Here is a 25602-nt window from a genome sequence, read left to right on the forward strand (position 1 = left end):
CCCGCTGTGAGGGACGGACGGGGCTTCACGGCAGCGGGTGCGGCCGGTCGGCGTGGACGGAGGTGCCCGCGGGGCGGCCGGTGCGGGCCTCGGCGGTGTTCAGCCGGTGGGCGTTCCAGGTGAAGGAGCGGCCCTCGGCCATCCGCAGCGCCTGGTAGCCGGCCGGGACGACCTTCACCGCGGCCCAGCCCATCTCCCGCAGCCCGGCGGGCAGCCGGGGGGTGAGGTCGACGGCGAGCGGGTCCGCCCCGTCGGCGACCAGGGCGCGGACGAGGTCGGCCGTGCCCGCCTCCGCGGCGGCCCGGGGCGGGCGCTCCTCGGTGAAACCGGCGACCCACTCCGTGACGTGCGCGAAGGCCGCCCGGGAGGCCACGTGGCGCAACCGGTCGTCGTCGTCGCGGATGTCGGCCGGGGCGGGCGCCGGGGTCGTGCCGAAGCCGTGCTCCTCCCAGGCGTTGAGCAGCACGGAACGGATCTGGAGCGCCTCCTGGAGGGCGCCGAGCATGCTCCACCAGGGGTCGTCGGAGGCGTTGCAGCCGACGGTCGCGAGCGGGTGGTCACCGGTCCGGTCGACGATCACGCCCACCGTGCACACGACGCCGGGAAGCCCGGTCGGCAGATCGGCGAGGACCGGCTCCAGGCCGGCCCGTTCGGCCTTCCGCCACAGCGCCAGCAGGTTGCGCCGCAGGGCGTTCGCCCGCCCCCTGAGCACCTCGCCCGGGCCCTCGGCGCCCGGATGCACCCGGGCGAGGCGCAGCCGGCGCTCCCAGGCGACGAGCAGCGCGTCCCGCTCGATCGTCTCCAGCAGTCCGGCGCGCAGCGCCATGTCCGGGCCGTGGCCCGCCGCGGCCCCGGAGGGGCTCGGATCGAAGTCCTGGCCGTCGGCGCCCGCGTACGGGTAGTCGACGAGGGGTGCCGGTACGAGGATCTCGGCCCCGTCCCGGAGGCGGCGGGCCGGGTACCAGTCGAGCGTCCGGTCGGCGGCCCCGGGGTGGCCCAGCGCGAGGTCGGGGCGGTCGAACGGCAGGGCACGCCCGGCCAGTTCGCGCAGGGTGCCGCGGACGGTGCCGGGCGGCCGGGTGCGGGGCGGGAAGAGGGCGTAGCGCTCGACGGCCTCGCCGACTCCGCGCGGCAGGGCGTCGGTGCGGGAGTGCCCGTACGCCCCGATCACACACGGGTCGAGCGTCTGGCCGCGGGCCGGGGCCGGGGCGGTCGGCGGGGTGATCCGGACCAGGACGCGCCACAGCAGATCGGCCGGAGCGGTGGGCGGCACGGCCTCGAACCGCTCGGCCAGTCCGTGTGAGCGGTCCAGGGTCGCCAGGAAGTCGATCACGAGCGGCCCCCGGGCCCGGGGACGGCCGCACCGGCGCGGCGGAAGAACGGCAGGCCGGGCGCGCCGTCGGCGAGGACGGCGTTCAGGGCGAGCAGGGCACCCGCGCCGCCCGTGGCGAGGTCGGTGGAGATCCGCATGGACTCGTGCCCGAGGAACGCCGTGCCGTCGCCGTGGCGCACCGCTTGGAGCGCGAAGTCCTCCAGGTGCCGGCGCAGAGGGTGGTGCGCGCCCTCGCCGGCGCCGCCCTCGCTGGCGCCCCCATCGACGGCACCGCCCAGGTGGAGCAGCGCCAGCGCCGTGCCCGCGCGGCCGTGGAAGAGCCCGGCCTGCGGCACGAACTGGTGGGCGGCCGACTCCCGGATCGCGTCCCGGGCACGAGCCAGTGCGGGGTCCGCCCGGTGGGCGAGGAAGTCGTGCAGCACCATGGCCGTGCCGCCGCAGCCGGTGGCCAGCAGCGGCATCCGGCCGGGTGCCTCCTCCGGGAAGTGCCCGTCGGCCCAGCCGAGGTGGCGCACCTCCCGCTGCAGGGCCTCGTGCGCGTGGTCGAGCAGCGCCGGGTCACCGGTCTCCTCGTACAGCCGCAGCAGGAACAGGGCGCGGCCGGCGGGACCGCGCAGCAGACCGAAGCGCGGCTTGCCGCCGGGAAAACCGTCGGCGCCGTCGGCGCCGTCGACGAGACGTCCGGCGAGCCGTACCGCGCGGTCCAGCAGCGCGGGTTCGCCCGTGCGGCCGGCGAAGTGCAGCAGGGTCAGCCCGATGCCGGCGCCGCCGCTGAAAAGGCTGCCGTCGGCGCTCGCGGGTCCGCCCGGCTCCTCGTCGAGCCCGGTCTCGACCCGCGCGAGGAGCTCCCGGGCGGTGTCCGGGCGCCCCAGGCGGTCCAGTGCGAAGGCGATCCCGCTCAGCCCGGTCCAGAAGCCGTGCCCGGGCTCCTCCAGGGCGTGTACGGAGTCGGTCAGCCAGTCGGTGAGCTCCGCCGGGACGGGGGTGCCGGCCTCGGCCAGCGACCAGAGCACCCCGGCCGCGCCATAGGCGAGGTTCACCCCGCCCTCGGGCGTGACGAACTGCTCCGGGTCGCCCGGGAAGAGCCGGTCACGCCGCTCGGGGGTGGCCGTGGCCAGCAGGGCCGCGCCGATCTCCGTGCGCAGCGCGGGCCAGTCGCCCCGGCCCGGCGGCCAGGTCCCGGACGCGCCACCGAACCCGCCGGAGGCACCGAACCCGTCGGAAGCACCGGTCGCAGCCGGTGCGCCGGCCCCGACGGATGCGCCTGCCCCGGCGGAAGCACCGGCCCCGGCCACCGCGCCGGAGTCGGCCGAAGCGCCCGGCCCCGGCGGGTGCAGCACGCCCAGGTCGCGGCGGACGGCGTCGGCGTATCCGTCGGGCAGCGTGAAGTAGCGGGTGACGGCGGCGATCAGGTGGTCCGTCTTCTCCGGACCCCAGCGCATGACGGCGGGCAGCGGCACGAAGACCGCGAGCCGCAGGCAGCCGAGCGCGTAGCGGTCGATGGCACGCCCGGAGAAGCCGTCCGGGGCGGTGAAGCCGATCGCGCCCATGGTCTGGCGGACCGTGGACTCCACCGGGCCGGCCGTCTCGAAGTCGATGAAGGCGACGGTGTCGTCGGGGCGGACGAGGATGTTGGACGGGTGGAGGTCGCCGAAGACGACGCCGCGCGCGTGCAGGGCGGTGACGCCCCGCTCGATGTGGCCGAGGATCCTCAGGGCCCAGTCGGTGTACGCGGCGAACTCCGCGGGGGAGCGGCTGCCGCGGGCGAGCGGGTTGCGCCGGATCATCGCCCGGGCGAGGGGTTCCCCCTCCACGTACTCCCTGACCAGGAAGTAGTGCTCACGGCCCTTGCGGTAGTCGACGAGTTTCGGGACGCAGTCGAGTCCGGCGAGCCGGGTCAGGGCCCAGTGCTCCTGGCGCTGCCGGTGGACGGCGTCGCGGCCGTCGACGAGTCCGGCGAGCGGACGGGCCTCGCGCAGCAGGACGTCGGCACCGGTCCTGGTGTCCGTGCCGCGGTAGATGCCGCCTCCGTTGGAGAAGTGCAGGGCGGCGGTGACCCGGAAGGGGAAGTCCTCCAGCGTGCCGGAGTTGCGGGCGGCGAGCGCCTCGGCCAGGCAGTCGGGGACGGTCGCCCAGGCCGGCGGCCTGAAGCCGGGCCCGCGGTGGTCGGGCACGAGCCGGCCCTCGGGGTCCTTGACGCAGTGCACCGTCTCCCCGGTCTCCGTGCGCATGGTCCGCAGGACGAACCCGCCGTAGCGCACGTACAGCGGACCGGACCGCCACCGCAGGTCGCTGAGGATGTACGGACCGTCCTCGCCGTCCAGCAGGTCGCCCAGCTCCCGCAGGATCAGCGCGAGGTGCTCCTCGTCCACCGGGTAGAGGGTGACGAACTTGCCGCTGGCGCTGCGGTCGCCGTACTTGCCGTTGCGCTGCTCCAGCACGGCGAGGGAGCGGATGAACTTGAAGGTGACGCGGCCCTCCAGGCAGTACTTCCAGACGGTCGCGAGGATCCGCTCGGCGTTGTCGGGGGTCGCCGAGACGTGGATCTTCCAGCCCTGTTCGGGTATCCGGACGCCCGGCGGCGTGAGGCCGATCCACTCGCTGTCACCGCCGCGGGCCCAGCCCTCCGGTAGTTCCTCGACGGCGAGGGGGAAGTTCCCCTCGGCCGGGTTCGTCGTGGTCGGCAGATCGAAGAACGGGCTGCCGGGCGGGCAGTAGTGAAGGTGCCTGCCAACGTCCATAAGTCTTGACCAATCCCCCTGGGTGAAACGGTGCGGGCCGGGCGCGCGGTCAGCGCCAGTACGGCTCCGCGTAGTTCAGGTACAGCCACTCCCACGCGGGACGGCTCCCCGCGTCGACGTACGCCATCCCCGCCTTCTCGGCCGGGGCGTCCGCCGTGGACAGCGGGAACCTCGACACGGCCATCGGGAACATCTCGCCCTCCCGGACCGGCACGAACGCCGACAGCGGCGCGGTGCCGGACTCGGCGCGGCCGGACGCCACCGTCCCCGTACCGACGTCGGTGCGCAGGACCACGCCCCGCCGCTCCAGCCGCACCCGGGAGCCCTCGCCGACGGCCGCCAGGTCGGCGGACTCGGCGAGGACGAGGTCGACCCGGCCGTTCTCCTGCACGAACCCGCCGACGACCGTGTACGGCACGCGGACGAAGGCCAGGGCCGCGGCGGCGGCCAGCCCCGCGAGGACCGTGACGGTGACGGTCCGCCGGCGCCGGGCGCCGGCCTTGCGCGCCTCGCCGAGCAGCCGGCCGGCCCCGGTCCACGCCCGCTGGAGCAGATAGCCGAGCGCCGTGGCCATGACGGCCGCGCCGACGAGCCCGAGGCTCTGCACGACGTCCGACCAGAGGGTGAGCGCGACGCCCACCAGGTAGAGCGGGAACACCATGCAGGCCAGACCGAACGGAACCGACCAGGACAGCTGGGGGAGTTCGCGGGCGTACCGGCCGCCGAAGAGCACCCGGGCGACGAACCGGCGTGCGTCGGTCATGGCCCGGTCCCGCAGGTGCGAGATGTCCAGATGGCTCATGAGGGCCAGATAGCCGTCGAGTTTGACCAGCGGTACGAGGTTGAGGACGCCGGTCACATAGGTCGAGACGGTGAACACCACCATCCCGTCGTGCAGCGTCGAACCCCCGCCATCGGAGCCCACCGCGAGCGCCGCGAGGGACACCGCGCCGGCGACCACCATCTGGGTCACGATGCCGGCCAGGGCCACCCGGGTGCGCTGCTCCTTGCGCGGCAGGCGCCAGCCGTCGGACACGTCGCAGAAGAACGCGGGCGACATGTAGAAGAGCATCACGCCCATCCGGCTGGGCCGCCCCCCGTAGTACGTGAGGACCGCGCCGTGCCCCAGCTCGTGCAGCGCCGTGGTGGCGACCGTCGCGGCCATCACCCCCGCCAGGACGGCGAACGGCATCGGCTGCCCGAGGGCCTGGGTCAGGGTGGGCGCCTGGAGCGCCAGGGCCAGCAGCCCGCCGAGGGCGACGAGCGCCGCGAGGACGGCGGCGGCCCGGTTCGCCAGCAGCCGGATGAGCGGCGCCAGCGCGGTCATCAGGCGCTGCGGCTTCACCACGGTGAACTGCAGCGTCATGGGCGGTACGTACTTGAACCAGGTCCCGCCGCGGCGCCGGACCTTGCCGTCCTCCAGCAGCCGCATCCCCTGCAGCCTGCCGACGGCGGCCGCGACGTCCCGCTCGGTCCACGGCGCGCCCAGCACCCGCACCAGGGCCGCGTGGTCGCGCACGCCGTCCATGGAGCGCAGCAGCCGGGCCATGTCGGCACCGACGCGGATGTACTGCTGCTGCCCGGACTGGACGATCCAGGGCTGGCCGTCCTCGACGGGCTCGTGCACCAGCACCTGGGGGGCGAGCCGGGGGCGCAGCGTCAGTTCCGCCGCCAGCGCCTCGGACGGCCCGTCGGCGGGCCTGCGGCCGCGCCTCGTCCACCCGGTGGCGGTGGTCATGTGATGTCCCGGGAGACGAGGAGCCGGCGGGCCACGAAGCCGGCGAGCGCCAGCCAGCCCGCGATGACCAGCAGGGCGAGCGGGATCGACAGCATCTCCGGCTTGCCGTCGCGGTACACCGCGCCCATGGCGATGCCCATGGTGAACCTGCCGACCGAGGGCACCAGCCGGAACAGCGTCTCGTCGACGAAGAGCGTCACGACCAGCACGGCGGTCACGGTCGCGGCCTGGTTGCGGATGATCCAGCCGAGCAGCACGCCCCAGGGCGCGGCCAGCGCCACCACGGCGAACACGCCGACGAGGGTCAGCGTCGCCTCCCGGGACCACACGGGCTCGATTCCGAACATCTCGAAGAAGCCCCACAGCGACAGCGGCGCGAGAGCCGCCGTCACCAGCGCGAACACCACGCCCATGGCCGATCCGACGAGCGTCTTGGCCACGAGCAGGCGGGTGCGCCCGCCGCTCAGCAGCACGGACCGGTTGATGGCCCCGGAGCCGTACTCCCGGCTCACGAAGACCGCCCCGAACAGGACGGTGGCCAGCAGGACCGAGAACCAGGAGCGGATCAGCTCGGCGGTGGCCGCCGCGGCGTCGGTGGCGCCCTCGTCCAGCCGCTGGTCCGCCACGGCGGCGGCGCCGCTCGCGCCCAGCAGGCCGAGGAAGACCCCGAGCGCCGCCATGATCCACCAGGTGCGGCCGCTCCAGGCCTTCAGCCACTCCGCCCTCAGCACCTCACCCATGGCCGGCCCTTTCCGCTGCCGGGCCGGCAGCCGTGCCGACCAATTCGAAGAAACGTTCCTCCAGGCCGCCTTCACCGCCCGAGAGCAGCTCCCCGATGGGGCCGCTGTAGCGCAGCGTCCGCTGCAGGATCACCACGTCGTCCACCGTCTGCTCGACCTCGGCGAGCTGATGGCTGGAGAGCAGGATGGTGCGCCCCTCGTCGGCGAGCGAGCGCAGGAACGTCCGCAGCCAGCGGATGCCGTCCGGGTCGAGGCCGTTGGCCGGCTCGTCCAGGACCAGCAGCTCCGGGTCGGCCAGCAGCGCGACCGCGAGCGCGTGCCGCTGCCGCATGCCCTGCGAATAGCCCTTGATGCCCCGGTCGGCGCTGCCGGTCAGCCCGACCTGGTCGAGGACCTCGTCCACCCGGCGCGCGGGCAGCCCCAGCATCCGGGCCCAGATCATCAGGTCGCGACGGCCGCTGGTGCCGGGCAGCGGCGCCACGCCGTCCATGCTGACGCCCACCCGGCGGGCCGCGCCCGGCAGTTCGGCGTACGGCCGGCCGAAGACGGTGGCCGTGCCCGAGGTCGGACGGGACAGTCCGAGCAGCATGCGCAGCGAGGTGGTCTTCCCCGCGCCGTTGCGGCCGAGCAGCCCCACGATGCGGCCCGGCGGGACCTCGAACGAGATGTCCTCCACCGCGGTGACCTCACCGAACCGCTTGGTCAGGCCGTGGAAAGCGGCCGCCGCGGTGCCGCTCACCGCTGCTCCGCGCGCCTGTTGGCGTTCATCTGGTACGCGCAGATGAAGATGAAGGCGGCCGAGCCGGCGATCAGCACCCACTGCGCCGCTCCGGTGAGGGCGGTGCCGAGGGGCATGATGACCATCGCGAGGAGCGCCGTCATCATCGCGAGCGACTTGTTCGACGGATACCGCGATCCGGAGTTCGACATGTACTTCTCCTTTTCTCTGCGGGTGGTTCCAGGTGTGGGCACGTCCGGTCCCGGCCGGCCGTCGACCGACCGGGACCGGACTTCACCGCGGTTCACACCGCGAGGGGCTCACGCCCCTCGGGACATCAGGTGGTCGCGGCCACGCTGAGCGCGCCGACCGCGATGCTGAACATCAGGCCGTCCTTGAAACCGGTGTAGAACCCCGGGGCCTCCATGGCCTCGAGCTCCTGCATACCCAGCTCCAGGGCGGGCGCGGCGCTATCCTTCAGGTCGAAGCCCGTCATGGGCTCGATGACCGCCTTCATTTCGATACCTCTTCTCCGTTGGCAGTCGGAAAGACCGGCGGGTGTGTCGACCGGCTCCCGGGCCGCGGCCAGGCGGCCCGGGAGGCGGCCTCACGGCATCAGGTGATGGCCGCGCCGCTGACGGCGACGTACACGCTGCCGTAGGCGATCGCGCTGGTCACCACGGTACCCGTGCCGAAACCGGCCCACGTGGCCCAACCCGGGGCCTCCATGGCCTCGAGCTCCTGCATACCGAGCTCCAGAGCCGGCACAGCCGACTCCTGCGAGAAGTCGATGACTCCCTGCATGGTGTTTCCCTCCCTTGCTAAGTGAGATTGCGTTATCTGTTCCCCCCGTCCCCGCGCCGTGGCCACGACGCGAGGACCGGAAGTCTGTTGGGGCGCCCGTCCGTCAGTGGACGGCGCCCGCCGCCGCGGGTACCGGGCGCACGGCGGCGGCCAGGAGCGCCCGTACGTCGTCGGCCGTCAGCCCGCCGAGCATCGGCAGTCCGGCTCCCCAGGCCCGCACGGTCCTCGACGCCACCTCGGCGATCCGGTCCGCGCCGGCCTCGATCCGCCGGTCCACCCGCCACGAGTCGATGAGCGCGCCGATCCCCGCGGCCGGGTCCTCGGGCAGGGCTCCCGGGGCGGTGGCCCGCAGCAGCGACCAGATCCGGTGCAGCCGGTGGGCCGAGCCCAGCCGCTGGTCGCCCGCGGCGACCGCCCGCCACAGCGGTTCCAGCAGGGCGGCGACCGCGGTCATCTTGCGCAGCCCGAGCGCCGACGAGAGTTCGTTGGCGAGGTACCAGCCCCTGGCGGCGTAGCGGTTGCGGCCGAGGTAGGTCCAGCGCAGCTGGGTGAGGCCGCTCACCTTGGCGATCTCCAGGCGGAGCCGGTCGTCGGGGAGCCCGCCCGCCTGCCTCACCCGGCACAGCTCGTGCCCGAGGACGGCCAGCCGGGTCGCGAGGGTCTCGGCGAGCGCGTCCTCGGTCGGCAGGTCCTGATGGTCGCCGACGTACATGCCGACCACCCGGAACAGCGCCTCCAGCACACCCTCCGCGAGCAGCTCGGACGGCAAGGTCGACGTCGCCAGCGGATCGAGCACCGCGACGTCGGGCTGGAGCGCGTCCCCGAGGACCAGTCGCCTGCCGCGCGGGAACACCAGGCAGGCCGCGGCGCTCAGTTCGGCGCCCGTCCCCACCGTGGTCGGGACGGCGACCAGCGGGAGGCCGCGCCGCACCTGGGGCGGCAGCAGGATCAGTCCGCCGCGCTGCGGCACGGTGAGCCGGGTCCTCGCGGCCGGGTCGCCCCGCAGGACGGCGGCCAGCTTGGCCTGGTCGAGCAGGGCGCCCCCGCCGACCGCGACGAGCAGCTCGGTGTCGGCCAGCCGCTCCGCGAGGGCCACCACGCCGTCCACGTCGCCCGGGCCGTTGGTCACGACGACCGTGGCGTCGCGCCGCGCGGCACGCAGCGCCGTACGGACCCGGTCGGTGATCGGGCTGTCGGCGACGGCCGCGTCGACCAGCACCGTCACGGTCCGCTCCGGGCGGCCGTCCGGGCGCTGTCCGGCCGGTCCCGCCGGGCCGATCGACGGGGCGGGGCCCAGCCACTCGGTGAGCCCGTCGGCGCCGAACAGCGTCAGTGTCGGGCAGTGCCAGCTGAGGTTCATGCGGTGGCACCGCCCGGAGCCGCCCCGGAGGTCGCGGCGCGGGCCGCGTGGGCCGAGAGGCCGGCCCTGATCCGGTCGAGCAGTTCGGTCAGTTCGTCCGGCGTGTAGGTCAGGGCGGGGAAGAGCTGGATGCCGTGCGGGCCGGGGTGCACGATGGCGCCCGCCGCCCTGATCGCCGCGACGACGGCCGGGACCTCGGTCTGCGGCAGCGGGAGTCCGTCGGGCCCGCTCAGGCGCAGGGCTCGGAAGCAGCCCACCCCGGTGGCCTCCGTGACGTCCGGGCGCTCGGCGACCAGCCGGTCCAGCCCGGTGTCGAGGAGCGCCGACAGCCGCCGTCCGGCCGCGACCGCGTCGAGCCGCCGCATCTCGTCGATGGTGGCGAGGATCGCCGCGCAGGTCGCCGGTGTGCCGGCCTGGGTCTCGCCGTGCGCCAGGACGGCCCCGGAGGCGGTGAACACCTCGGCGACCTCGGTCGAGACGACCACCGCGGCGGCCGGCATGGTGCCGTTCGTCAGTCCCTTGGACGCGATCAGCAGATCGGGCATCCGGGGCCAGCGCTGGGACGCGAAGAACGAGCCGGTACGGCCGAAGCCGGTGGCCACCTCGTCCGCGACGAGCAGGAAGCCGTACTCGTCGCGCAGCCGCAGCAGTGCGGAGACGTACGCGTCGGTCAGCGGGATCGCGCCGCTGCCGAGGACCGGCTCGACCACCACCGCCGCGATCTGGCCGCCCTGGCGGCCCAGCAGCGTCGCCAGCTCGTCCGGGTCGTTCGGGGTGACGTGCCGGACGAGCCGCTGGTCGACGCCGTACACCCCCTGCCCCAGGTCGTCGCCGGTGAGCGCGAAGCCGCCGTAGGTGAGCCCGTGGTAGCTGCCGCGCAGTCCCACGACCACCTTGCGCCGGGCGTTGCCGCGCAGGGCGTGGTAGAGCCGGGCGACCTTCATCACGAGGTCGTTCGCGGCGCCGCCGGAGGTGGAGAACAGCACCCGCCCGTAGGTGTCGCCGCACAGCTCGACGAGGGCGTCGGCGGCCCGGCGGGCGTAGCTGTTCTCGTACCGGAAGACGCTGAGGTACGAGGCGTCGCGCACGGCCGCCGCCACCGCGTCGGCGATCGCGCGGTTGCCGTACCCGAGGTTGGTGTTCCACAGCCCGCTGGTGGCGCAGAGGAGTTCGCGTCCGTCCGCGAACCGGACGCGGACGCCCTCGGCGGAGACCGCGCAGAGCGCGTCGTCGCCCTGCTGCTCGGGGGCGAGCAGCGACGGCCACAGGGCGGCGGGGGCACGGTCGGCGCTCATCGGCTCTCCTCCTCTGCTTCCTCTGCTCGGTCCGGTCGCGGTTCGGCTTCCAGGAGTACGGATTCGTGGTGCTCGCTCCCGTGGGCGAGCGGGTGGCGTGCCTTCAGGCGGAAGCCCGCGGCGGCCAGTTCGGCCTCCAGCAGCCCGGCCGGGAGGGTGGCGACGGTCGACGTGCACACATGGACCGGGCCGTCGCCCGCCAGGTCGGCGGCGTGGATGGTGACCGTGCGCGTACCGGCCGCCGGGGACCAGTACTCGTGCAGGTGGTACGCGCGGCCGCCGGCGCCGGTCAGCTCCATGCGGAGCTCGTGGGCGGCGTCCGGGGCGGACGCGGCCGTGTACGCCGGCGAGGCGTACGCGGTGGAGACGAGGAACGCGCCGCCGGGTGCGAGATGGTCGCGCACCGCCCGGTACAGCCCGGCCCTGCCCCGCTCGTCGAGGAGCGAGATCGACGTCGTCCCGAGGACGACCGAGCCGAATCGGCGCCCGAGCGCGAAGGACGTCATGTCCCCCCGCACCGTGGTGCATCGCCCGCGCAGCCGCTCGGGCGCCTCCCGCAGCCGGGCCGAGAGCAGGTCCAGCATGGGCCGGTTGAGCTCCAGGGCGGTGACGTCCTTGCCGGCGGCGAGGAGCGGCAGGGTCAGCCGGCCGGAGCCGGCCGCGAGCTCCAGGACCGGTCCCGGGCGGCGGCGGACGAGGCCGATCAGCTCCCGCACCTCATGGGTGTCGTTGCGGCTGAGGTCGTCGTAGATCCGCGAGCCGATCTCGTCGTACACGCCGCACAGGACGGCCCGGCCGCCGAGCTCCGCGAGGACCTGCCCCGCGCGGCCGGGCACCGTACGGGGCGTTCCGCCGACGGCGGCCTCGTCCGTGGCCGCCCCGGTGGCCGTCGCGGTCATCGCGCGGCCGCCATCGGGGCCGGTCCCGTGAGCCGCACGCCCGCCGTGGTGAAGAAGCCCTCGACCCGGGTCAGCGCGTCGCGGTCCGCACCCGTTCCGGCGTGCGCGGCGGCCGCCTCGACCGAACCGTGGACCAGCAGGGCCTCCGTCAGCTCGGCGGCGGCCCGGTCCACGGCGAAGAACCGGCCGGTCGGGGCGTGGTGGACGAAGGCCTTGTCGTCGTCGTTCCACAGCAGCAGCGGGACGTCCACCCCGGCGTGGTCGGCGTCGCCCTCGCCGTGGGCGAGCCGGGCGCCGAAGCCGGACACCTTCAGCCCCGTCGTGCCGCGGGAGCGGAGCTCGCGGATGGCGTCGAGGGCGGCCAGATAGCGGCCGAGCCAGGGCCGTGCGGCGAGCGCGGCGACCCGCTCCGGCTCGGGGACGACCGCCCCGAGGGAGACGGCGCAGGGCTGCTCGCTCCCGGCGTTGAGCCGGGCCCACTCCGCTTCGAGGGCCGCCAGACCGTCGCCGGCGGTGCCGAGGGGCAGCCCGCCGGGCCCGAGGGTCACCTCTCCCGTGGCCCGCACGAAGAGCCTGGCCCGGGGGCCGTCGCCGGACGGGTCCGCGCCGAGCGCCGGGAGGTCGCCGAGCCGGACGCTCGGGTGGGTCGCGAAGCTCGCGAACTCGCCGTGCTCCCGGGCCTTGTCGGCGTCCGCCAGGAAGGCGTCGAGGTCGGCGGCCTCGGTGATCCTGATCAGCGTCGGGCCGATCACGGACATGTACGCGCTGGTGGCGTAGTCCTGGGTCTGAAGGAAGAAGGAGTCACCGATGGACATCTCGTCGCCCGGTTCGGCCAGGGATCCCTCGTACGCGAGGACGAGCGGCCGGCCCTCGTCGTCGGGACCCGCCTCGCCACCGCCGTCACCCGGTACGAGGACGACCGTCCCCGCCCCGGTGAAGTCGGCGGCCAGTACCTCGTCGAGCCGGTCGGCGCTCTCCAGTACGACCGTCCCGGTCGCCGGTCCGTCCGCGGTCTCCCGCGTCCGTCCGGTGAGGCCCGTCCCCCAGGACGCCAACCGGCGCTTCGCGCCGCCGAGCCGACTGCGTTCCATTTCCCCCGTGCCTTTCATTGCGCGACAGCCGTAAGAATCGCCTTGAGGTCGGCCATGGCCGCCTGGTGGCCGTACAGGTTGAACACGCCGGTGGTATTCAGCACGATCTCGTCCACCCCCGCCTCCCGGAATTCGGCGAACATTCCGGCGAGTTCCTGAGGATCCCCGTAGAGAAATGCGCGGCCGGCCACGAGGCGTTTCGCGCTGAGCGGGATGTCGTGCCGGTCGACGGCGATGCCCGCGCGGTGGAGCATGTCGACGTAGTGCGGTGCGGCGAGGTGGGGCGCGTTGCTCGCCTGGGCGAGGTCGGCCGGATCGCGGTCCGGCCCGCGCAGGGCCACCGGCACCATGGCGGTCAGCCGGGGCAGCGGCCGTCCGGCCGCCTCGGCGCCCTCCCGCATCGCGGGAAGGACCGTGTCCTTCAGGTACGCCGCCGGGGTCAGCCAGGTGATCGCGGTGCCTGCCAGCTCGCCCGCGACCCTCGCCATGCCCGGTCTCAGCACCCCGAGTCCCAGTTCCACGGCGGGAGCGGGGCTCGGCGGCAGTCCTCCGTGGCAGGAGAAGTACTCGCCCTCGATCCGTACGGTGCCGCCGTCCAGCAGCCCCCGGACGATCGTCAGGTACTCCCGCGACGCGGTCAGCGGACTGGCGTAGGGCGCTCCGCGCAGACTCTGCTGAAACGATTTTCCACCTGGCCCGAAGCCCGCCACCACCGAATGTCCGGTGGTCATGGCCAGCGAACGGGCCTGCTGCGCCGCCTCGAACGGGTGCCGCAGCGGCATCAGCGTGACGCCGAGTCCCACCGGCACCCGGAATCCGGCGCCGGCCGCGGCGGTGAAGCCATGAAAGGGATCGACGAGCATCGCCTGTCCCTGCCACAAACGCTCGGCGTGGGTCCAGTCCACCAGAGCGGCATACGGCAACAACTGTTCCGGTCTTCGTGGCAAGAAGGGAACAAGTACCGAATACTTGGTCATGTTTCACCCCGTGACGCACACACGCATGGTCGATGCGTGTGTGCAAAAATTCCCCGTGACCCCGCAGGTGACAATGGGTCGGCCATCACCGCGGGAGTTACGCCGACCCCCTGAGGGTTCCCGTTCGGCGTTGAGAACAACGTAGCCGTACCGTTCGCCTGCCGCCCCCCGTCGCGAGACTAGTTTCTCTCCCCTTCTCGCGACGGGGATTCAGGCCGCCATCGCCCTGTTGGTATGGACCACGACCGCCAACTGCGCTCGATCGCGGCACTCCAATTTCCGCAGGACGTTCGAGACATGGAACTTGACCGTGCTGAGTTCCACGCAAAGCCGGGCCGCTATCTCGGAGTTGGACAGCCCCTGTCCCACCAATGCGGCGACATCGGACTCCCGGGCGGTCAGCAGGCCGGTCCGCCCGCCCGCCGGCTCGGGCAGCGGGCTCGCCACGCAGGGGCGCGGCGCCCGCCCGGGGCCGCCGGACAGCACCCAGGTGGCCAGTTCCGGGGAGATCCATCCGCGCCCGTCGGCCACCGCCTCGACGGCCGCCACGAGCCCGTCGTCGGGGTCGTCCCGGTCCACGACACCCACCACACGCCCCTGCGCGGTCGAGCCCCAGATGCCGTCGCTCGCGCCGTTGACGACGGCTATCAGCCGTGCGCCGGGCGGGATTTCATCCATCAACCGCCCCTCGGTCAGCTCGCACGACTCCACCAGTGCGACATCGGCGGAGACGGGCGGCGCGGCCCGCAGCTCCGACGTACGGACCACCCTCCAGCCGACCGCCGCGAGCGCCCTCCCGATCCGCCTGCCCAGCGAGTCCGTCCGGACGCCGAGAGCCACCGTGATCATCTTGCTACCTTCCCCCTACGCAACATGCACAGCACGGAACGGCGAGCCACCCGCTGGTCCGGCGGGGGATCACCGTCATCTTTACTCTACCTTTGCGCGGCCGAAAACCGTCTCCCTGGTTTAGGGAGTTGGGGCCCCGACGACGGCGGTTGACATCGCTCGCTCATTCCCTCCACCCTGTAGACGGCACCCCACTGCGGAGGTGCACTTCGGGGGAATTCCTGCCTGGCCGTCATTGTGTGACGGCCCAATACGCCCTCCTGACCAAGAGGGCTCCCCCCTGCATTTCGGTGTTCCCGGAGCAGCGCCGGGAACCAGAGCTCCGGGCGAGGGGCGAGGAGCCAGGGCGAGGGCACCGGCCATGGGGGCGCCGGGTGCCCGCCCGGGACGACGCCCGCTCACGCCGACCACATCGCGATCCGAGCGGGCCCACCCGAACGCTCCCACCGACGAACGGAAGGAAGTGCTGATGCCCCGCATTTCCGTCATATGCCCTACGTACAACCGCGGCCGGGCCATCGTGCCGACCCTGGAGTCCGTCCGGGCCCAGACCTTCACCGACTGGGAGATGCTCGTCGTCTCCGACGGCAGTGACGACGACACCGACGAGGTGGTGGCCGAAGTCGCCGCCGAAGACGCCCGGATACGCCTGCTGCGCGTCCCGCACTTCGGCTTCCAGGCGGGGCCGACCAATGTCGCCCTGCCCCAGGTGAAGGGCGACGCCGTCGCCTACCTCGATCACGACGACATCTGGAAGCCGGGCCATCTCGCGCTGCTCGCGGCCGCGTTCGACGACGGAGCCCGGTTCGTCGCCACCCGGGCCCGGAAGATCGCCGCGACCGGCACGGTCACCTCGGTCGCCGACCCGCTGACGATGTGCTGGCATCCCGAGCTCCAGCTGATGAACCCGCTCTTCGAGAACTCCTGCGCGGCCCATCTGGCCGGTCTCGCCGAGTCGGTGGGCGGCTGGCGCGAGTCCGAGGTCGGTCTGGAGGACTGGGACCTGTGGCTGCGGATGGCGGACGCAGGGGTCCGCTGCACGACGCTGCTGGACGTCACCGTCGACATGCTCGACGACCCGGGCACCCGGCAGCACAGCCTGCCCTGCGCCCACGACCACGAGATCGCCCGGTTCGAGGACGCCCGCGCGGCCCGCGCCGCCTTCCGGGCCCTCACCCACCCGCGGCACTACCAGGCGGGCCTCGACGCCTGCCGCCAGGACCTGCTGCGCTGGTACGGCTCGCTGGCGGACGCCGGCGAGCTGGTCCTCCCCCGCGGCTGGGAGGGCGGCCCGGAGGCCCTGCCGGAGGCGATCGACCGGCACCTGGGGGCCGTGAAGATGGCGTGGAACAACCTGATCATCGAGCCCAAGGACGGGTACGTCGCGCTGGGCATGGTGCTGGGCACCATGACCGCCGACCACGCCGAGCGCTACAGCCGCTACTTCCGCGCCACGATGAGCCACCAGCAGGCGTTCTTCGAGGACGTCCTGCCCGCCGGAAGCGTGGTGCGGTGACCCCCGCCACGCACCTGGACGACGTCCACCGCGCACTCGACTCCGCCCGCGGCCGGATGTTCACCAGGACCGAGCGGGTCCCCCTCGACGAGCTGACCGGCTGGGCCGGCGACCCGGACACCGGCACCCTCCGCCACCACCGCGGCGGCTTCTTCACCGTCGAGGGCCTGCGGGTGCGCCGCCCGGGCCGGCCGGTGGCCGAGTGGTCACAGCCGATCATCAACCAGCAGGAGATCGGCATCCTCGGCATCCTGGTCAAGGAGTTCGACGGCGTCCCGCACTTCCTCATGCAGCTGAAGGCCGAGCCGGGCAACATCAACGGCATCCAGATATCCCCCACCGTGCAGGCCACCCGCAGCAACTACCTCGGCGTGCACGGCGGCCGGCCCGTCCCGTACCTGGACCACTTCAGGGACCCGTCCCGGCACCGGGTCGTCACCGACGTACGCCAGTCGGAGCAGGGCTCCTGGTTCCTGCGCAAACGCAACCGGAACATGATCATCCAGGTCAGTGGCGAGGTCGAACCGCTCGACGGCTACCTCTGGCTGACCCTCCCCCAGCTGCACCGGCTCCTGGCCGTCGACGACCTCGTCAACATGGACACCCGATCGGTCCTGGCCTGCCTCCCCCTCACCGCGGAGACCGCCCCCGGGGACTCCGCCCCGGGAGACACCGCCGGGTACACCGCGCCCGGGCCGGCCGGCGACTTCACCGCCGCCCTGCTCCGGTCGTGCGACCCGGCCGCGCCCGCCCGCCACTCGACCGCGAGCCTCCTCAGCTGGATCACCGACACCCGTATCCGTACCGACCTCACCGTCGAGTCCGCACCGCTGAACCGGCTGCCCGGCTGGCACCGCACCCCCGACGGGCGGGTGGCCCACGACAGCGGACGGTTCTTCGACGTCATCGGCGTACGCGTCGAGGCGGCCGGCCGCGAGGTGGCCCGCTGGGACCAGCCGATGATCGCCCCCTACGGCACCGGGATCGTCGCGCTCCTCGTCGCCCGCGTCGACGGCGTCCTGCACGCCCTCGTCCACCTGCGCGCCGAACCCGGCTACGTGGACGTCGTCGAACTCGCCCCGACCGTCTCGTGCGTCCCCGAGAACTACGACGTCCTGCCGCCCGCCGCCCGCCCGCCCCTGCTCGACGAAGTGCTGCGGGCCGACCCCTCCGCCGTCCGGTTCGACACCGTCCAGTCGGAGGAAGGCGGCCGCTTCCACCACGCGCGCAGCCGCCACCTCGTCATCGAGACCCCGTACCGACCGGAGCTCGCGGAGCACCCCGGCTTCCGCTGGATGACCCTGCACCAGCTCACCGGACTGCTGCGCCACAGCCATTACGTGAACATGGAGACCCGCAGCCTGCTCGCCTGCCTGCGCTCCCTCACCACCTCGGCACCGGCCCCCGTCGGGGCCGCCCGATGACCACCGGCACACCGCTCGTCACCGTCCTCGGCGCCTCGGGCTTCCTCGGCTCGGCCGTCACCGCGCTGCTCGCCCGCCGGCCGGTCCGGCTGCGCGCCGTGTCCCGGCGCCCGTACGCCCCGCCGCCCGCCGTCACCCGCGCCGGACCCGCACGGCTCGACATCCGGACGGCCGATCTCACCGACCGGGCGGCGCTCGCCGACGCCGTGGCCGGCTCGGACGCGGTGATCCACCTCGTCACCCACCGCTCGGCGGCGGGCGACTGGCGGACCGCCGACGGCGACGCCGCCGCCGAGCGGACCAACGTCACCGTGATGCGCGATCTGGTCGAGATCCTCGGCGCGCGGGACCGCCGGAGAAACGGAGCCGACGCGGGCGGACGCGGGGCGCGTGACCGCGGCGAAGAACCCCCGCCCACCGTCGTCTTCGCCAGCACCGCGGGCCTCGCCCACCACACCGGGCCCCCGGCCACGACCTATGAGCGGCAGAAGCTGGCCGCCGAGCGGATCCTGCACGCCGCCTCGGCGAGCGGCTCGCTCCACGGGCTGTCCCTCCGCCTGCCGACCGTCCACGGCCACGTCGAGGGCGGCGGCCCCGACCGTGGCGTGGTGACCGCCATGACCCGCCGCGCCCTGGCCGGCGAGCCGCTCACCCTGTGGCACGACGGCACGGTCCGCCGCGATCTGCTCCACGTCGACGACGCGGCCCGCGCCTTCCTCGCCGCCCTCGACCACGCCCCCGCCCTCGCCGGACGGCCCTGGCCCGTCGGCAGCGACCGGAGCCGGCCGCTCGGCGAGGTGTTCCGCACCGTCGTCGAGCTCGTCGCCCGGCACACCGGGCGGCCCGCCGTCCCCGTCCTCACGGTCGAGCCGCCCGGCGGCTCCACCGGCACGGACTTCCTCGACGTCGAGGTCGACTCGTCGGCCTTCCGCGCCGCCACCGGATGGCGGCCGCGCGCGGCCCTCGGGGACGCGCTGGAGCGGACGGTGGCCGCACTGGCGGCCGCCGCCACCGCCACGCCCCGCGCGGACATCTCACCCAAGGAGGGGAACCACCTGTGACCACCCATGTCTGGGACTACCTGCCGGAGTACGAGAAGGAGCGGGCGGACATCCTCGACGCCGTCGAGACGGTCTTCCGCTCCGGGCAGCTCATCCTCGGCCGGAGCGTGCGCGGCTTCGAGGAGGAGTTCGCCGCCTACCACGGCCTCGCGCACTGCGTCGGCGTCGACAACGGCACCAACGCCATCAAGCTCGCCCTCCAGGCCCTCGGCGTCGGCCCGGGCGACGAGGTGATCACCGTGTCGAACACGGCGGCCCCCACCGTCGTCGCCATCGACGCGATCGGCGCCACCCCCGTCTTCGTCGACGTCCGCGAGGACGACTTCCTGATGGACACCGGCCAGGTGGCCGCGGCGATCACCCCCCGCACCCGCTGCGTCGTCCCGGTGCACCTGTACGGGCAGTGCGTCGACATGGCCCCGCTGCGCCGCCTCGCCGACGAGCACGGGCTGAAGATCCTCGAGGACTGCGCGCAGGCGCACGGGGCCCGCCACCACGGCCGGCTCGCCGGCACGATGGGCGACGCGGCGGCGTTCTCCTTCTACCCGACCAAGGTGCTCGGCGCGTACGGCGACGGCGGGGCGGTCGTCACCGCGGACGAGGAGGTCGCCCGCCGGCTGCGCCGGCTGCGGTTCTACGGCATGGAGGACCGCTACTACGTCGTCGAGACGCCCGGCCACAACAGCCGGCTCGACGAGGTCCAGGCGGAGATCCTGCGCCGCAAGCTGACCCGCCTGGACGCCTACACGGCGGGCCGCCGGGCGGTCGCCGCACGGTATGCCGAGGGCCTCGCGGACACCGGTCTCGTCCTGCCCCGGACCACGCCCGGAAACGAGCACGTGTACTACGTCCACGTCGTACGGCACCCCCGGCGCGACGACATCATCGCCGCCCTGAAGGACCGCGGGATCTCGCTCAACATCAGCTACCCCTGGCCGGTGCACACCATGAGCGGCTTCGCCCACCTGGGGCAGAAGCCCGGCTCCCTGCCGGTGACCGAGGCGCTGGCCGGCGAGATCTTCTCGCTGCCGATGTACCCGTCGCTGCCCGAGACCCTCCAGGACGAGGTCATCGACGTCGTCCGGACCGTCCTGGCGGAACTGGCATGAGGGCACGCGCACTCGCCGTCGCCGGCGCCCTGGAGTTCACCCCCACCGCCTACCCCGACGAGCGCGGTCACTTCGTCTCCTCCTTCCAGGGGGACGCCTTCACCGCCACGCACGGCGCACCGCTGTTCCCGGTGGCCCAGGCCAGCTTCAGCAGCTCACGGCGCGGTGTGGTGCGTGGCGTCCACTTCACCGCCGGCCCGCCCGGCACCGCGAAGTACGTGACCTGCCCGAGCGGCGAGGCACTGGACATCGTGGTCGACATCCGGGAGGGCTCGCCGACCTTCGGCCGCTGGGACGCGGTCCTGCTCGACCAGCGGGACCACCGCGCCCTGTATCTGCCACCCGGTGTCGGGCACGCCTTCGTCTCCCTGCGGGACGACACGGTCATGTCCTATCTGCTCTCCGCCGAGTACGTCGCCGAGCGCGAGCTGGCCCTGTCGGTGCTCGACCCGGACCTGGCGCTGCCGATCCCGGCCGGGATCGACCCGGTCCTGTCCGCCCGGGACCGGGAGGCCCCCACTCTCGCCGAGGCCCGCGCGGCCGGACTCCTCCCCTCGTACACCCCGCTCCCATGAATGAAGAGACCATGAGCACCTGCCGTATCTGCGAAGGCCCCGTCAAGGAGTTCCTCGACCTGGGCCGCCAGCCCCTGTCCGACGCGTTCCCGGAACCGGGCGGCACGGAAGGGGAGTTCTTCTTCCGGCTCGCGGTCGGGCTGTGCGCCTCCTGCACGATGGTGCAGCTCGTCGAGGAGGTCCCGCGCGAGAAGATGTTCCGCGAGGACTACCCGTACCACTCGTCCGGGTCGTCGGTGATGCGCGCCCACTTCGAGGCGACGGCCCGCCGGTTCCTGGAGACCGAGCTGACCGGCCCCGACCCCTTCGTCGTCGAGATCGGCTGCAACGACGGTGTGATGCTGCGGACGGTCAGCGACGCCGGCGTGCGGCACCTGGGCGTCGACCCGTCGGCGGGTGTGGCCGAGGTGGCCCGGGAGAAGGGCGTACGCGTGCGGACCGCGTTCTTCGAGGAGGCGACCGCGCTCGACATCGCCGCCACCGAGGGCCGCGCGGACCTGGTGTACGCCGCCAACACCCTCTGCCACATCCCCTACCTCGACTCGATCTTCCGCGGCCTGGACGCGCTCCTGAAGCCCGATGGCGTCTTCGTCTTCGAGGACCCCTACCTGGGCGAGATCGTCGACCGGACGTCCTTCGACCAGATCTACGACGAGCACTTCTACTTCTTCACGGCCCGGTCCGTGCAGGCGATGGCCCGCGGCTTCGGCTTCGAACTGGTCGACGTGGAACGTCTGCCCGTGCACGGCGGCGAAGTGCGCTACACCGTCGCCCGGCGCGGCGCCCGGACCCCGTCGGACGCGGTGGACGCGCTGCTCGTGGAGGAGGAGACCCGGCGGCTGGCCGACCCGGCCACGCTGGACCGCTTCGCCGACGCGGTCGCCCGCACCCGCGACGAGCTGGTCGCCCTGCTGGAGCGGCTGCGGGACGAGGGCCGGCGGGTCGTCGCCTACGGGGCGACGGCGAAGAGCGCCACGGTCGCCAACTACTGCGGCCTCGGCCCGGACTTGATCGCGTACGTCACCGACACGACCCCGGCGAAGCAGAACCGCCTGACCCCGGGCTCCCACATCCCGGTACGCGACCCCGAGGCCTTCTCCGCCCCCTACCCGGACTACGCGCTGCTGTTCGCCTGGAACCACGCCGAGGAGATCATGGCCAAGGAGGAGGACTTCCGAGCGGCGGGCGGCCGGTGGATCCTCTACGTCCCGGACGTCCACCTCGTATGACACGGACCGCCCCGGTGTTCGGTGGGCCCTGAGGGCCCTCCACCCGGGCACAGGCGCCGCAAACGCCGGAACCCCCGTCTGACCAGGTCAGCGGGGGTTCCGAGGGCAGTGCCCCTGGTAGGCCGTGTGGGACTCGAACCCACAACCAATGGATTAAAAGTCCACTGCTCTGCCAATTGAGCTAACGGCCCGTGTGCGAGCACTCCGAGCAGCATAGCCCGACGGGCCCGGGGAACCGATCGGGTATCGGAACCCGTCGCGTCGTGGCCCGGTCAGTGGAGGGTGCGGAAGGTGTTCCAGCCGCCGGTGCCGATGAGCTCGCGGGGGCCGTAGGGGGCGCTGGTGCGGCCGCGGTCGTGGGCGTAGTAGGCGTAGAGGCGGCCGGAGGCGTCGCGGGCGACGAGGTCGGGGGTGCCGTCGCCGTTGAGGTCGCCGACGCCCTGGACCGCGGTGTAGACCTGCCAGCCGCCGCCGACCCGGACGCGCGGGGTGACGCCGCCGGACGGGGTGCCGAAGTAGACCCAGAGGACGCCGGAGCCGTCGACGCCGAGGAGGTCGCCGCGGCCGTCGCCGTCGAGGTCGCCCGCGCCGGTGATCCGCTTGTACAGCCTCCAGTCGGTGCCGATCCGCACCCGCGTCTTGAGACGGTGGTCGGCGGTGCCGGCGTAGAAGTACATGTCGCCGGTGGTGGTCTGGCGCGCGATCAGGTCCTGGTGGCCGTCGGCGTCGACGTCTCCTGGCGGGGTGAGCACGTCGTACTGGGCCCAGCCGGCCCCGAGGGCGGTGTACGGCGACGAGGCCGTGACGACCTTGCCGCAGCCCGGCCGGTAGGCCCGCAGCTCGTTGCCGACGCGGCCGAGGACGTCGGCGCAGCCGTCGCCGTTCACGTCGCCGAAGGGGACGAGGAGCGTGCCGGCCGGGAAGGCCGCGCCGGTGGCGGTGGTGCGGGCGGAGAGCCCGCCGAGGCCGTTGCCCCGGTAGAGGGAGACGGCGCCGGTCGTGTTCACGCCGAGCAGGTCGCCCTGCGCGTCGGCGCCGGCGAGGTCCCGGAAGGCGGGCCGGCTGCCGGAGACCGTGATCCGGCCGGAGGCGTACAGGTCGCGGCCCTTGCCGTCGGCGGTGAGGGCGCGCACCTCCCACGCGTACGGCCCGTTCGGCGCGGGCAGGCCCGCCGCGTTCCGCCCGTCCCAGGTGACGTCGATCCGCCCGCGGGTCTCGGTCCCGCGGAAGGTCTTCAGGGGCTTGAAGCTGTACGCGTCGACCACGTTCACCTCGTACTGGGAGGCGGGCTTCGACAGCGCCCAGGACGCCTTCCAGGTCCCGGGCATCCGCAGCCCCGCCGGGATCGAGGAGGCGGCGGCCTTGAGGTCGGAGGCGGGGACGTCGGTCCAGACGACGTGCACCCGCTGGTCGGCGCCCCGGTAGGCGACGGCGCCGCCGAAGCGGTCGACGGTCCAGGTGACGCGGCGGTCGCCGGGGACGGTCTCGGCGCGGGTCAGGTCGAAGGGCGTGCCGGCCTTCCCGGTGGGGAAGGGGGTGACGCGGAGGTACGAGCCGGAGCCTTGGTCCACGAAGTAGCCGTCGCCGAGGAGTCCGCCCCGGGCGGTGCCCGCCGGCAGGGCGACGCGTATCGGCGCGGCCGGGTTCCTGAGGTCGAGGACGCCCTGCTTCGCATAGCCGGCGCACGACCAGTAGAGCCAGCGGCCGGCCGTCTGCAGCTCGGTCAGGGGGCAGCCGGCGCCGGTCGCGACGGTGCCGAGGGCCTTGCCGGTGGCGAGGTCCTGGCGGGCGACGTCGCCGGTGCCGCCGGTGCCGGTGTAGAGGGTGTCGCCCCAGACGGCGGCGGCGGTCTGCGGCTGCCGGGAGACGGTCTTCTGGGCGTCGAGGTCGAGGACGAGCGTCTCGCCGTCGCCGGCGAGTTCGCCGTACCGGGCCGGGGTGCCGGTCTGGAAGACCGTCCACCGGCCGAAGGCGTCGGCGATCCGGCCGTCCCGGTCGACCGGCACCCGGGTGGTCCGGCCGGCGGTCGTGCCGGTGGTCGTGCCGGTGGTCGTGCGGGAGACGACCGCGCGAGTGGCGCCGGGGATCCGCGGGAAGGAGACGACCCGCCCGTCGCCGGTGTCGTGGAGGGGCGGCGCGTTCCACTCCATGCCCGTCTCGGCGCCGGCCCAGGCCGGTGCGGACTGGCCGGTGTGGAGCGGACCGGCCGGCAGCGTACGGCTGTGGAAGCCGGGGCCCTTCGGGCCGTCGTGGTCCAGTGTGGTGAGCCGGCCCATGCCGAGGGCCAGCGACTCCACCCGGGCGGGCAGCGGGGCCACCGGGCGCAGCTTCTCCAGGGCCGGGGCGGCGCCGCCCTTGCCGGGTACGGCCTTGAGGACGGCCCAGTCGGTGGCGGAGGTACCGCCGACGACGGCCACGCCCGAGCCGTCGGCGAGCTGCGTGATCCGCTCCTCGGCCCCGGTGAGGAGCGTCTGCGGCACACCGGCCGGGCTCACGGCGACCAGCGCGCGGGTGAGGGACTCGCCCGCTCGCCGGGGTTCGGCCGTGGTCAGGAGCCAGTCGCCGACGAGCCCGATCCGGGTGGCGTCCAGGCCGGCCGGGAGCGGGTGGCGGAGTTCGGGGCCGGTGAGGTCGGCGCGGTACCGGATGTGGACGTTCCGGTCGGGGTCCACCCAGGCGATCCGTTCGGCGGTGACGGCCACGCCCGCCACGAGCGCGCCGTCCGCCGCCGTGGCCTCCGCGAGCACCTCCATCCGCCCGGTCGCCAGGTCCACGAGCCCGAGGCGGGAGTCGCGGTCCGTGCCCGGGACGCCGACGGTGAACCGGAGGACGGCCACGCCCTCCGCGCCGGCCACCAGCCGCGCCCCGTGCAGGTCGGCGCCGGCCGGCCAGCCGGTGACGGGGACGGAGGCGCCGTTCGGGGCGCTCGCGGCCCGGAGGAAGTACCCGCTGGTGGAGCCGAGCGAGGTGCCGGGCACGTACTGCTGGAAGAGCAGCCGGTCGCCGACGAGCCCGCGGTAGGAGGCGTCCTGGGGGACGGTCAGGGCCGTGGTCGTACCGAGTTCCAGGTCGAGGACCCCGTAGGCGCCGACGCCCCGCTCCACGTACGCGTACCGGCCGCCGGTGCCGAACTCCGCGAAGGCGTCGTTCCCGTCGCCGTGCCCCAGGGGCCGGCTCGTGCCGCTCGCGTGATCCGTCCACTCCACGCCCGTCCCGGATCCCTCGGCCCGGTGCGCGTACCCGCGCGGGCCCGCCGCGAGCACGGTCTCCGCGCGGGGCGCGGTCCGCAGGAGCGGCTCCACGTCCACCTGGTCGATCCCGACCACCGGCGCCCCGGGCGCGGCCGCGGCGCCGGGCGCGAGCCCCGCGCCGGTGACGGCCAGGACGGCGGCGAGCAGCGCGACGCGGGTCCGCGCACGACGCGCGGGTGCGGTACGAGACAAGAGGGCCCCTCCCCCGGGATGTGCGGGCGGTGACGGGTGGTCGGACGTACGAGCGTCGCACGTGAGTCCGTGTACGAGACCGTCGGGGGGCGGTGGGGGTTGTACGCCGGACGCGACGAACCCCCGTGACAGGTGGTGTCACGGGGGTTCGTCGGGTGGGTCAGGTCACGCGGGCTCAGCCGTTGCGCTTCCAGCGGGGCTTGTCGTCGCGGCGGCCGCCACCGAAGGAGGAGCCGGACGGGCGGTGGTCGTCGCGGCGGAAGCCACCGGACGGGCGGTCGTCACGGCGGAAGCCGCCGCCCGAGGGGCGGTCGTCGCGACGGTCGCGGTTGAACGGACGGTCGTTGTCGCGGCGGAAGCCACCGGCCGGGCGGTCGTCGCGGCGGAAGCCGCCGGCGGGACGGTCGTTGTCCCGGCGGAAGCCACCCGACGGACGGTCGTTGTCGCGGCGCTCGAAGGAGCGGCCGCCACGGTCGCCACCGCGGTCGTCACGGTCGCGGAACGACGGACGGTCGTTGTCCCGACGGAAACCGCCCGACGGACGCTCGTTGTCGCGGCGGAAGCCGCCACGGTCGCCACCGCGGTCGTCGCGGTCGCGGAACGACGGACGGTCGTTGTCCCGGCGGAAGCCACCCGACGGACGGTCGTTGTCGCGGCGCTCGAAGGAGCGGCCGCCACGGTCGCCACCGCGGTCGTCACG

Annotated in this window: 21 protein-coding genes, 1 tRNA gene and 1 pseudogene; 6 read left to right on the plus strand and 17 right to left on the minus strand. The window is 74.0% G+C overall.

The window, feature by feature from the left end; all coding sequences use genetic code 11:
• Positions 1-25 precede the first annotated feature (25 nt).
• The 14 genes from ACFZCF_RS10865 to ACFZCF_RS10930 form a co-directional block, all read right to left on the minus strand.
• Positions 26-1333 carry a YcaO-like family protein gene (locus ACFZCF_RS10865; protein ID WP_391286080.1) on the minus strand — a complete coding sequence of 436 codons (1308 nt, stop codon included), beginning with the start codon at positions 1331-1333 and terminating at the stop codon, positions 26-28.
• Complete coding sequence (lanKC, locus tag ACFZCF_RS10870; protein WP_391286082.1) at positions 1330-4074, minus strand: class III lanthionine synthetase LanKC; 2745 nt, start codon at positions 4072-4074, stop codon at positions 1330-1332. The genes ACFZCF_RS10865 and lanKC overlap by 4 nt, the downstream gene beginning before the upstream one ends.
• Positions 4075-4123: 49 nt before the next feature.
• Positions 4124-5812, minus strand: a complete 1689-nt coding sequence (gene mpaP / locus ACFZCF_RS10875; protein WP_388441929.1) for a daptide biosynthesis intramembrane metalloprotease — start codon at positions 5810-5812, stop codon at positions 4124-4126.
• Positions 5809-6552, minus strand: coding sequence for an ABC transporter permease (locus ACFZCF_RS10880; RefSeq protein WP_388441932.1), 744 nt, complete (start codon positions 6550-6552; stop codon positions 5809-5811). Before ACFZCF_RS10880 ends, mpaP begins: the two co-directional genes overlap by 4 nt.
• Positions 6545-7291, minus strand: coding sequence for an ATP-binding cassette domain-containing protein (locus ACFZCF_RS10885; protein ID WP_391286085.1), 747 nt, complete (start codon positions 7289-7291; stop codon positions 6545-6547). The genes ACFZCF_RS10880 and ACFZCF_RS10885 overlap by 8 nt, the downstream gene beginning before the upstream one ends.
• A complete protein-coding gene (locus ACFZCF_RS10890) occupies positions 7288-7482 on the minus strand; it encodes a hypothetical protein (RefSeq protein WP_388441939.1) in 195 nt (64 codons plus the stop codon). The genes ACFZCF_RS10885 and ACFZCF_RS10890 overlap by 4 nt, the downstream gene beginning before the upstream one ends.
• A gap of 125 nt (positions 7483-7607) precedes the next feature.
• On the minus strand, positions 7608-7787 hold the full coding sequence (locus ACFZCF_RS10895; RefSeq protein ID WP_388441942.1) for a daptide-type RiPP: 180 nt from the start codon (positions 7785-7787) through the stop codon (positions 7608-7610).
• Positions 7788-7885: 98 nt separating this feature from the next.
• Positions 7886-8017: a daptide-type RiPP gene (locus ACFZCF_RS10900; protein WP_388441945.1), complete on the minus strand. Its 132-nt coding sequence runs from the start codon at positions 8015-8017 to the stop codon at positions 7886-7888.
• Between the two features lie 160 nt (positions 8018-8177).
• Positions 8178-9434 (minus strand): daptide-type RiPP biosynthesis dehydogenase, encoded by a 1257-nt coding sequence (gene mpaC, locus ACFZCF_RS10905; protein ID WP_391286089.1) that lies wholly within the window; start codon positions 9432-9434, stop codon positions 8178-8180.
• Entirely contained in the window at positions 9431-10729 is a 1299-nt protein-coding gene (mpaD, locus tag ACFZCF_RS10910; protein ID WP_391286091.1) for a daptide-type RiPP biosynthesis aminotransferase, read from the minus strand. The genes mpaC and mpaD overlap by 4 nt, the downstream gene beginning before the upstream one ends.
• Entirely contained in the window at positions 10726-11628 is a 903-nt protein-coding gene (mpaM, locus tag ACFZCF_RS10915) for a daptide-type RiPP biosynthesis methyltransferase (protein WP_388441954.1), read from the minus strand. Before mpaM ends, mpaD begins: the two co-directional genes overlap by 4 nt.
• Entirely contained in the window at positions 11625-12719 is a 1095-nt protein-coding gene (gene mpaB, locus ACFZCF_RS10920; RefSeq protein ID WP_388441957.1) for a daptide biosynthesis RiPP recognition protein, read from the minus strand. The genes mpaM and mpaB overlap by 4 nt, the downstream gene beginning before the upstream one ends.
• A 14-nt stretch (positions 12720-12733) precedes the next feature.
• Positions 12734-13696, minus strand: a complete 963-nt coding sequence (locus ACFZCF_RS10925; RefSeq protein WP_391286094.1) for an LLM class flavin-dependent oxidoreductase — start codon at positions 13694-13696, stop codon at positions 12734-12736.
• 210 nt (positions 13697-13906) lie between these two features.
• The gene (locus ACFZCF_RS10930; protein WP_388441963.1) at positions 13907-14545 is read right to left on the minus strand and encodes a response regulator transcription factor; all 639 of its coding nucleotides are present in this window, start codon (positions 14543-14545) and stop codon (positions 13907-13909) included.
• Positions 14546-15014: 469 nt separating this feature from the next.
• On the opposite strand from ACFZCF_RS10930, the gene ACFZCF_RS10935 reads away from it, so the two are divergent.
• From ACFZCF_RS10935 to ACFZCF_RS10960, 6 genes are read left to right on the plus strand one after another with little or no spacing between them, the layout of a single operon-like run.
• On the plus strand, positions 15015-16061 hold the full coding sequence (locus ACFZCF_RS10935; RefSeq protein WP_391286096.1) for a glycosyltransferase: 1047 nt from the start codon (positions 15015-15017) through the stop codon (positions 16059-16061).
• The gene (locus tag ACFZCF_RS10940) at positions 16058-17485 is read left to right on the plus strand and encodes an NDP-hexose 2,3-dehydratase family protein (RefSeq protein ID WP_391286098.1); all 1428 of its coding nucleotides are present in this window, start codon (positions 16058-16060) and stop codon (positions 17483-17485) included. Before ACFZCF_RS10935 ends, ACFZCF_RS10940 begins: the two co-directional genes overlap by 4 nt.
• Positions 17482-18546 carry an NAD-dependent epimerase/dehydratase family protein gene (locus tag ACFZCF_RS10945; protein WP_391286100.1) on the plus strand — a complete coding sequence of 355 codons (1065 nt, stop codon included), beginning with the start codon at positions 17482-17484 and terminating at the stop codon, positions 18544-18546. Before ACFZCF_RS10940 ends, ACFZCF_RS10945 begins: the two co-directional genes overlap by 4 nt.
• Positions 18543-19655 carry an aminotransferase class I/II-fold pyridoxal phosphate-dependent enzyme gene (locus tag ACFZCF_RS10950; protein ID WP_391286102.1) on the plus strand — a complete coding sequence of 371 codons (1113 nt, stop codon included), beginning with the start codon at positions 18543-18545 and terminating at the stop codon, positions 19653-19655. The genes ACFZCF_RS10945 and ACFZCF_RS10950 overlap by 4 nt, the downstream gene beginning before the upstream one ends.
• The gene (locus ACFZCF_RS10955; protein ID WP_391286104.1) at positions 19652-20230 is read left to right on the plus strand and encodes a dTDP-4-dehydrorhamnose 3,5-epimerase family protein; all 579 of its coding nucleotides are present in this window, start codon (positions 19652-19654) and stop codon (positions 20228-20230) included. Before ACFZCF_RS10950 ends, ACFZCF_RS10955 begins: the two co-directional genes overlap by 4 nt.
• A gap of 11 nt (positions 20231-20241) precedes the next feature.
• Positions 20242-21459: a methyltransferase domain-containing protein gene (locus ACFZCF_RS10960; RefSeq protein WP_391286106.1), complete on the plus strand. Its 1218-nt coding sequence runs from the start codon at positions 20242-20244 to the stop codon at positions 21457-21459.
• A 115-nt stretch (positions 21460-21574) separates the two neighbouring features.
• Here the strand turns inward: ACFZCF_RS10960 and ACFZCF_RS10965 are convergent.
• The 3 genes and pseudogenes from ACFZCF_RS10965 to ACFZCF_RS10975 form a co-directional block, all read right to left on the minus strand.
• A tRNA-Lys gene (locus ACFZCF_RS10965) sits at positions 21575-21650 on the minus strand.
• Positions 21651-21731: 81 nt separating this feature from the next.
• Positions 21732-24902 carry an FG-GAP-like repeat-containing protein gene (locus tag ACFZCF_RS10970; RefSeq protein WP_391286109.1) on the minus strand — a complete coding sequence of 1057 codons (3171 nt, stop codon included), beginning with the start codon at positions 24900-24902 and terminating at the stop codon, positions 21732-21734.
• A 175-nt stretch (positions 24903-25077) separates the two neighbouring features.
• Positions 25078-25602, minus strand: a pseudogene (locus ACFZCF_RS10975) (RNA helicase); the annotation flags it as partial.

The sequence above is a fragment of the Streptomyces sp. NPDC007945 genome (assembly GCF_042958885.1).
GTDB lineage: Bacteria > Actinomycetota > Actinomycetes > Streptomycetales > Streptomycetaceae > Streptomyces.

Coding starts and splice junctions, on each gene's coding strand:
- lanKC (WP_391286082.1), bottom strand. CDS start 4,074: ATGGACGTTGGCAGGCACCTTCACTACTGCCCGCCCGGCAGCCCGTTC.
- mpaP (WP_388441929.1), bottom strand. CDS start 5,812: ATGACCACCGCCACCGGGTGGACGAGGCGCGGCCGCAGGCCCGCCGAC.
- ACFZCF_RS10880 (WP_388441932.1), bottom strand. CDS start 6,552: ATGGGTGAGGTGCTGAGGGCGGAGTGGCTGAAGGCCTGGAGCGGCCGC.
- ACFZCF_RS10890 (WP_388441939.1), bottom strand. CDS start 7,482: ATGTCGAACTCCGGATCGCGGTATCCGTCGAACAAGTCGCTCGCGATG.
- ACFZCF_RS10895 (WP_388441942.1), bottom strand. CDS start 7,787: ATGAAGGCGGTCATCGAGCCCATGACGGGCTTCGACCTGAAGGATAGC.
- ACFZCF_RS10900 (WP_388441945.1), bottom strand. CDS start 8,017: ATGCAGGAGCTCGAGGCCATGGAGGCCCCGGGTTGGGCCACGTGGGCC.
- mpaC (WP_391286089.1), bottom strand. CDS start 9,434: ATGAACCTCAGCTGGCACTGCCCGACACTGACGCTGTTCGGCGCCGAC.
- mpaD (WP_391286091.1), bottom strand. CDS start 10,729: ATGAGCGCCGACCGTGCCCCCGCCGCCCTGTGGCCGTCGCTGCTCGCC.
- mpaM (WP_388441954.1), bottom strand. CDS start 11,628: ATGACCGCGACGGCCACCGGGGCGGCCACGGACGAGGCCGCCGTCGGC.
- mpaB (WP_388441957.1), bottom strand. CDS start 12,719: ATGGAACGCAGTCGGCTCGGCGGCGCGAAGCGCCGGTTGGCGTCCTGG.
- ACFZCF_RS10925 (WP_391286094.1), bottom strand. CDS start 13,696: ATGACCAAGTATTCGGTACTTGTTCCCTTCTTGCCACGAAGACCGGAA.
- ACFZCF_RS10930 (WP_388441963.1), bottom strand. CDS start 14,545: ATGATCACGGTGGCTCTCGGCGTCCGGACGGACTCGCTGGGCAGGCGG.
- ACFZCF_RS10935 (WP_391286096.1), top strand. CDS start 15,015: ATGCCCCGCATTTCCGTCATATGCCCTACGTACAACCGCGGCCGGGCC.
- ACFZCF_RS10945 (WP_391286100.1), top strand. CDS start 17,482: ATGACCACCGGCACACCGCTCGTCACCGTCCTCGGCGCCTCGGGCTTC.
- ACFZCF_RS10955 (WP_391286104.1), top strand. CDS start 19,652: ATGAGGGCACGCGCACTCGCCGTCGCCGGCGCCCTGGAGTTCACCCCC.
- ACFZCF_RS10960 (WP_391286106.1), top strand. CDS start 20,242: ATGAGCACCTGCCGTATCTGCGAAGGCCCCGTCAAGGAGTTCCTCGAC.